The following is a 7,632-nucleotide window of genomic DNA, read 5'->3' as shown; positions in this document are numbered from 1 at the left end:
CGTTATATGTTAGTTAGCTTATACCCGCATGGAATAGCGGGGTTGAACCACTCGAAATTATCGTAGAAGACCTAATTTACAGAAATAGTTTCACACTCTCGTTAGGGATAACAGAGGCAATCATTATCTCACCTTATATTATTTGATGAAGGATAAATTAAAGCCCGTCTTTACGACAGGCTTTGCCATGGTTGCATTCTCCCTTTTGCATCAGCTTTACGGTTTGGTAATCTCATGCAGCCTTACGCTTAACGCTTCCAGCGTGCCGTCGTTCAATGCTTCTTCTATCGTTCCGTCACAAAACCGTTCTGCCCTGATCAGAAATGTCATCCGGGTCAGGATTTCATCCCGTGTCAGTTCCGCAACCGGTTTTCCCTTGATTTTTTCCATGTTTTCAAAATAATTTTTATCCGTCAGATCCAGATCATACATGGCTTTAATCCATTCCGTGACTTCGTTTGAATAGATCGGATAAGGAAACTGTGATATTCCGTCCTTCTGTAACCCGCCTCCCCACGGACTGTGCTGTGTTTTTATCACGGGCAGTTTCTGGCATTTTTCATTGATAGTCAATTCCTTCACCTCCGTTTGGTCAGGTTGTTTTACAGTTTAAACACATCATTCTCTCTATCTTAATTATAAAGGGAATTCGTTTAAACTGGTCGCCCGGGAAGCGACAATCTTTTCTCCGCCCTACGCTACGATATCCTTGTACCGGTCACGCTTCAGGATATCCATCATGCAGGCGTAGGGAGACAGGTTGCCCCCTGCCAGCATCTCGAAGAGACGCGGGGTGCAGCCGCTGACCAGGGCCACGCCCTGCTGGTTTTTCTTCACCGGCTGCTGCGTGTTACGGCTGTCCACGTTCCAGAACACCACTTCCGGCAGCTTGTATCCGGCCTTCCGGTACATCTGCTCCATGTTCTGGAAGTTCGTCAGGCTTGCGTTTTCCGCACAGCAATCGAACTCCATATCGGAGACGATGTAGATGCGGGAGGGCATTTCCTCCTGCGGCACCTGATGTTTTTTTGCAGCGGTAAGGATCAGGCGGAAGACTGCTTCGATGTCCGTATTGGCGCATTCGTTGTAGCTTTCGCAGTACATGACTTTGTCTACGATGTCCTTCCCTTTGATCTGAACCAGCCGCGGATGTTCGGAGAACGTGATGAAGTGGTTGCGGAACTGGCCCCGGTTGCGTTCCGCGTAGTAGATGCCCAGGGACAGGGCCACGGCTGCGGGCACGGGGTTGCCGTAACCGTACATGGAACCGGAACCGTCAACCACTACCAGCGCGTTTTCCCCGCAGGTGTAATCCGGCAGTGCCTTCCACGTTACGTCCAGCGCTTTGCGTTCTTTTTTATTCGCTGCCTTGACGTCCGGTTTCCAGCGGGAGGAATTGTCAAGCACAGACGCAACGATGTCGTACGGAGTCAGGCTGTCCGTATGCATCTGCGCCTCGCCTTTTTCCACTTTGCCCAGGAACTCCTGATACCGCGCTTCATCGTTCCGCTGGAAAGCCGCGCGGTATTTGTACATGGCCTTTGAGGGAAGTTTTGCGTAGTCGAAGCTGTAGTCTTTGAGCCGCAGATCGTTTTCCAGAATGTGGATGCGTTCGCGCAGCGCGGTCAACGCCTTGCGGTATTCCGCAGGGCGGAGTTTCAGTTGCTTTGCAACTTTTTTCGCCAGCACGACGGTTTTTGCGCTGGACGCGTTGACAGAAGGCAGCCATTTGCCCAGCAGGGACACAGGTTCCCCGGTCTGCAGCGCTTCCATGTCCTTCTTCCACTGTACCGCGATGAAGCGCAGCACATCGGCTTCGCAGGACGTGGACAGCAGGCTCAGCAGGTCGTCGTAGCGGCCGTATTCCGGGATGTTGCTGATGTTTTTGACAACGGAGGTATGGGCGTAGTCCGCCAGCCAGCGGGTGATAACCCGGAAGGAACGGCGTTCCCCCAGCCCGCCCCGCACGTCGCGGGCGAAGAAGAGGATCTTCATGGCAATGTCCCGGTTTTCCGCCCAGGCGCGCTGGAAGCGCAGGCAGATTTCTTCTTCGGACACATGGCGCAGGGCGCCGACGGTGGCGAAGAGATCCAGACAGCAGTCCCCCGTCGTTTCCAGGGTCACGGCTCCGTTTTCGGTATGGGTTTTATTGGCAGCATCTTCGATGGCATGAATTAAGTCCATGATTTACCTCCTGATCGTGTCTGATTCCTGGTCCCTGAAGAACAAGGATATTCATTGTTATACATCAAGAAAAAACTGATGAAATACATTTCATTAACTGTTCCGGAGATAGAAAAGTGCGGGAGGAAATCCGCCCGCACTTTCTACAAGGCGCATTTTTTTAGCGTTCCGGGGAACGCCGGTCATTCCATGTAAGATAGACAAATAGGTCGTTGCTGTTCGCGCCTTTACATTGCAGTGACATTCCACAAGGCACCGTCCAAGATTTCAGGCCGGTCCGCAGACACATTGCCGTGATATTCTAAATGTATTATGGAAGATTGCTGTTCGTGCCTTTATGAATCTCACTATGGAGATTATAGCAATTGTTTTTTATTTTGTCAATTATTTATTTTTTAATTTATATTTTTTATTTGTTTTATCGTTTATTAATTGCGTTTTTCTCTTTCTTTTTCATTTAAATTACATAAACACTCTTTTGCTGTTTTTATACAGGCTTTTTTTCCGCCGGATGTTGTTTTTTCTTAAAACCTTCAATGATTGCTTTAGTCGTGCATACCTTTTTTACACGTATTGATACGGTGGATGCTTTTGTCAGCATGGTGTCCGTTGACGTTGCGGAGTATGCAAAAACGCATTTTGAAAAACCTGTACGGAAAACACTTACGATTCCTGCCTGGTTAAACATCGCAGCACAGGAAAAGAAGATTAATTTTTCCCAAACGTTGCAGGAAGCCCTGATCGCAAAAATCAGAGCATAGCAATACACGAAGGTATAAAACAACCCCTGACTTCAGCTTACCAAAGTCAGGGGTTTATTTTTGGTGATCCCGGGCAGATTCGAACTGCCGGCCTACCGCTTAGGAGGCGGTCGCTCTATCCAGCTGAGCTACGGAACCATATGAACAATTATAAACATTTAACCATACACGGTACATACGGTACGCGTAAAGAGAGAAAATGCCGGTTATACGCCGGCATTTTGATTGCCTTTTACAGATTTTCCGCCATACCCGGCGGCATGCTCCATTCCACCCGCACATCAATGGAGACCCACATCCGGGTCAGGCAAAGCTGAAAATTTTCCAGGCTTTCCAGCGGGTGCAGGGTCACTTCTTTAAAATCCCTGATGGTCGGCCCACAGCACACCTTAAAAGTATGAGGTTCTGCCAGATATTTTTCCACCGCGGCCTTCGGCTTCTCCAGCCCCAGGTGCACATCTGCTTTCCTTGTTGCCGGATCATATTCTATATATCCGTAATTCCCGTGATGATTGATTGTCACGGCAAATTTTTCCATCATAACGCCCCTCCTCAAAATTCCGTATTATTATAACACAAAGATGGGCTATTTAACAATATATATATTGCAGATTCCCTTTATAAATATTTGGAGCAGACGTTACCGGGAAACTCCTTGCAGATACAACACTCCTTACTCCTCGCTTTCCTGTCTGGGCGCGGGTCGCAGCCGCTGTTCCATGGGTATCTTCTCCATGTTTTCCGCCGCCGCCAGCTGTGCCTGTTCGTACAGCAGGTTCTGTGAACTGATTTCCTTTCCCTTACCGGCCACCACCCTGCGGTAATTCCCATTGCTCTGCATCATGTGGGCGCCTGCGTTGTCTTCCAGATACAACTGCAGGATTCCTTTGATTCGCGAAATATGCTCTTCATTCTCCACCGGGAAGAACAGTTCCACCCGGTCGTTCAGGTTACGTGGCATCCAGTCGGCACTGCTCATGAAGAGCTGCTCGTCCCCGTTGTTGGCGAACCAGAAAATACGGCTGTGTTCCAACTGCCGGCCCACGATGCTGCGTACGGTAATGTTGTCGCTGATACCTTCCAGTCCCGGACGCAGGGTGCAGATGCCCCGCACAATCAGTTCAATTTCCACGCCTGCCATGGATGCTTCATACAACTTCTGGATGACAGGCTGGTCCAACAGGGAGTTCATTTTGGCGATAATGTGCCCTTCCCCGCCTTCTTTTACAATACGGATCTCGTTGTCGATCAGCTCATAAATTTTTTCCCGCAGTCCGATGGGCGCCATCACCAGCTTGTTCCAGACGGGCGCCTTGGAATAACCGGACAGCAGGTTAAAAAACGCGGACGCATCGCTGCCAAACTGGTCGTTGGCCGTCATCAGGCCCATGTCGGTGTACAGCTTCGCCGTACTGTCATTGTAGTTACCGGTACCCAGATGTACGTATCGTTTGATTCCGTCCGGTTCCTGCCGCACTACCAGAATGATTTTGGCATGCGTCTTCAGCCCTACCAGACCGTAGATTACATGGGCACCGGCTTTTTCCAGACGACGGGCCCAAAGGATATTGTTCTCTTCATCAAAACGGGCCTTCAGTTCCACCAGCACCGTGACCTGTTTTCCGTTTTCCGCCGCCCGGGCCAGCGCTGCCACGATGGGCGAATTGCCGCTGACGCGGTACAGCGTCTGTTTAATGGCCAGCACTTTGGGGTCGTTTGCCGCATCGCTGACAAACTTTACCACCGGGTCAAAGCTTTCATAGGGATGGAACAGAAGGATGTCCTTCTCTTTGATCCGTTCAAACAGATTGTCGTATTCCGGCAGATCCTTCGGGCGCTGGGGCACAAAAGGCTCGTGGAGCCAGGGCCACATCTTATCCAAAGACACAAACTTGAAGAAACAGGTGGCATCCAGCGGGCCGGAAATTTCATAAATTTCCTCATCTGTAAGATCGAGGTTGTCTTCCAGAAACTTTTTAATACTGTTATTGGCGGTTTTGGCGATCTCCATGCGGCGGGCTGCGCCTCGTTTGCGCTGCCGCAGGGATTTTTCGATTTCCCGCAGCAAGTCGTCGATATCCTCTTCATCCACGTCCAAATCGCTGTCACGGGTCAGACGGAACGGCGCCACGTCCAGAATCTGGCAGCCCCGGAACAAATATTTGCAGTGAATGGTGATCAGTTCCTCAAGATAAATAAACGTACGCTTTTCTTCCACGGGGATTTCAATCAGACGCGGCAGCAGGGACGGAACCTGTACCACGCTCATGCTTTCTTCCCCGTCTACCGTAATCAGTTGCACAGCAAGGTTCAGCGTCTTGTTTCCCAGGAACGGAAACGGCCGAGACGCGTCTACTGCCATCGGCGTCAGTACCGGATACACGACTTCCTGATAATAATTTTCCAGCCATTCTCTGCCTTCGTCGCTGCAGTCTTCGATGCTCTTAATTTCCGGACCGCCTGCTTTTTTCAGATCTTCCAGTACGTCGGCGAGAATTTTGCTTTCCAGCTTCATCTGTTCATGGGCCGCCTGGGAGATCATCCGCAGCTGTTCCCGTACCGTCAGGCCGGACGGATCCTTACTGGTCACACCGTTTTCATACTGGTCCCACAGCCCGGCCACACGCACCATGAAGAATTCATCCAGGTTGGAGGATGTGATGGCAATAAATTTCAGCCGCTCCAGGATCGGCGTTGTTTCCACTTCTGCTTCCCGCAGCACCCTGAGATTGAACTTCAGCCAGCTCAGTTCCCTGTTAAAGAAATACTCCGGCCGCTTCAGGTCTGCTTTCGTCACTTTCTTTTCTCTGGAGATCCCAGCCGTCTTATCCGCCACAGGTTCCGGTACCGCAGCGCTCTTAATGCGCTTCTTTACCACTGCTGCAGCTCTTTTTACCGCGGCCGGCACTTTCTTTTCCGCTGCCGCCACGTTGCGTTTTGTTCTTGTCCCGGTCTTTACTTTCGTCTCACTCATAATGATTCCACCCGTTCTAACCGCACTTTAAATCCGTATACTTCTTCCATCATCAGCACTTTGGAAGCAAACGTCCATTCTTCCAAATCCAGATCCGCCTTACTCACGACCTGAATCGTCAGGTCCCTGTTATGCAGATTCACTTTGCACCGCTGGATCTTCTGCATATAACTCCGGTCCAGCGCATCTGCCAGCCGGATGATGGCCGACAGTTTTGCCACGACAGGCACCAGTTCGTTTTTCAGTTCCGGTACCCGTTTATCGTCCCTCTCCAGTACATTGTGGGCGTGATAATAGGACGCCATGGCGATGACCTGCTTATCTTCTTCCGTAAAGCCTAATAGATCGGTGCCCATGATCAGCTGGTAGGAATACAGGGAATGGCTGCGCATGGAAACATACTTTCCGATATCATGCAGGATCGCCGCAGCCCGCAGCAACAGGCGGCAATGATCGTCCAGTCCGTATTTTTTTCCGATCCTGTCAAAGATCACCAGCGCCAGCCGTTCCACCTGGGTCACATGATTGTAATCATATTCATACGTCTCCCCGACATGATGGATCAGGCTCATCTTCTCTTCTTCCAGCATGCGGGTATAATTTTCGTCTTTTTCACGGATGAGCCGCAACAAAATCATCCCGTCCAGGAACGTGTCACTGGTGATGATGATTTCTTTGGCCGACGGGGCCAGGTCCAGCAGTTTTTCATACAGCAGAACCATAGGCAGCACCAGCTCCGCTTCTGTTTCCGTCAGATGGTATGTCTTCAGCAGCTGGGGCAGGTTCAGCTTGCGGACCTTTTCAAAGAACTTACGGAACTCTTCCGTAGTAACACGCTGCACGTTATTCTTGTTGCGGATGCCCATCACCTTCAAGAGCAGTTCCGTTTCCGTTCCGGAAAGCACCAGGTATTTTACCGCCTGCCCTTCCAACGCTTTGCGCACCGGCCCCATGGTGCTGGACAGGAACTGCATCAACGCTTTGTTGAAATGCAGGCTGCTGCGCTGGTAGTTATTAAAGCTTTCTTTGATCCGGATGATGCCGATATGGAAATTTTCCTGGAATTTGATCTGTTCATCCTGCACCAGGGATATCCCCAGCCCGCCGGACGAAATATCCAGCAGCATCATGCCTTTTTCACTGGAAATGTGCTGGTCCCGTACGGTTTTACGGATCGCCACATACTTGGTATAGATTTCCATGGGCATTTCCGTCACCGTAACATCCAGTCCGGTACGCAGCCTGATCTGGTCAAGCATGAACACTTTGTTGCTGGCTTCCCGCACTGCCGTGGTAGCCTGCGCCGTATACACATCCGTTCCGTAATCCTGCATCAGCTCTTTAAAGCCCTGCAGCACCTGGCAGATTTCTTCTACCATGGAAAAAGGAATACTTTTCTTTTTGAATGCTTCTTCTCCCAGCCGGATGGGATAATCGCACTGCTCGATCACCTTGACGCGGTTCAGGCTGCGGTATTCCACAATCCGCAGGCGCAGCATTTCTGATCCCAGATGGATGGCCGCCAGTGTGGTATAAGTTTTGCGCTTCATAAATTTTTCTCCATTGTTTTTAATATAGCGTGAATACGAATGAATCAGCGTTTTTTTATGATTGCAAATAGCTGTTAATTAAATTTTCGACATTAGTTAAAAAAATCCTTGTGTAAAGAAACGCATTATGATTTTATTTTTAGAAATTTTGTCATTTCGACGG

At 50.0% G+C, this 7,632-nt stretch carries 6 protein-coding genes and 1 tRNA gene; 1 reads left to right on the top strand and 6 read right to left on the bottom strand.

Annotated elements, in window-relative coordinates:
• Positions 1–216: 216 nt before the first annotated feature.
• Entirely contained in the window at positions 217–573 is a 357-nt protein-coding gene (locus ACZOWY_RS06765; RefSeq protein ID WP_484394203.1) for a DUF6508 domain-containing protein, read from the bottom strand.
• Positions 574–693: 120 nt separating this feature from the next.
• On the bottom strand, positions 694–2,184 hold the full coding sequence (locus ACZOWY_RS06760) for a DUF2828 family protein (RefSeq protein ID WP_484394199.1): 1,491 nt from the start codon (positions 2,182–2,184) through the stop codon (positions 694–696).
• A gap of 536 nt (positions 2,185–2,720) precedes the next feature.
• Here ACZOWY_RS06760 and ACZOWY_RS06755 point away from each other — a divergent pair.
• Positions 2,721–2,945 (top strand): hypothetical protein, encoded by a 225-nt coding sequence (locus ACZOWY_RS06755; protein ID WP_484394194.1) that lies wholly within the window; start codon positions 2,721–2,723, stop codon positions 2,943–2,945.
• Between the two features lie 61 nt (positions 2,946–3,006).
• Here ACZOWY_RS06755 and ACZOWY_RS06750 read toward each other — a convergent pair.
• From ACZOWY_RS06750 to ACZOWY_RS06735, 4 genes are all read right to left on the bottom strand, one after another.
• A tRNA-Arg gene (locus tag ACZOWY_RS06750) sits at positions 3,007–3,083 on the bottom strand.
• 94 nt (positions 3,084–3,177) lie between these two features.
• Positions 3,178–3,486, bottom strand: a complete 309-nt coding sequence (locus ACZOWY_RS06745) for a hypothetical protein (protein WP_484394190.1) — start codon at positions 3,484–3,486, stop codon at positions 3,178–3,180.
• A gap of 132 nt (positions 3,487–3,618) precedes the next feature.
• The gene (locus ACZOWY_RS06740; RefSeq protein WP_484394185.1) at positions 3,619–5,919 is read right to left on the bottom strand and encodes an RNA degradosome polyphosphate kinase; all 2,301 of its coding nucleotides are present in this window, start codon (positions 5,917–5,919) and stop codon (positions 3,619–3,621) included.
• The gene (locus tag ACZOWY_RS06735; protein ID WP_484394180.1) at positions 5,916–7,469 is read right to left on the bottom strand and encodes a Ppx/GppA phosphatase family protein; all 1,554 of its coding nucleotides are present in this window, start codon (positions 7,467–7,469) and stop codon (positions 5,916–5,918) included. The genes ACZOWY_RS06740 and ACZOWY_RS06735 overlap by 4 nt, the downstream gene beginning before the upstream one ends.
• Positions 7,470–7,632 lie beyond the last annotated feature (163 nt).

The organism is Succiniclasticum sp. (assembly GCF_056977735.1).
The sequence above is the reverse complement of the archived record's forward strand: the minus strand, read 5'-3'. Positions and strand labels throughout refer to the sequence as shown.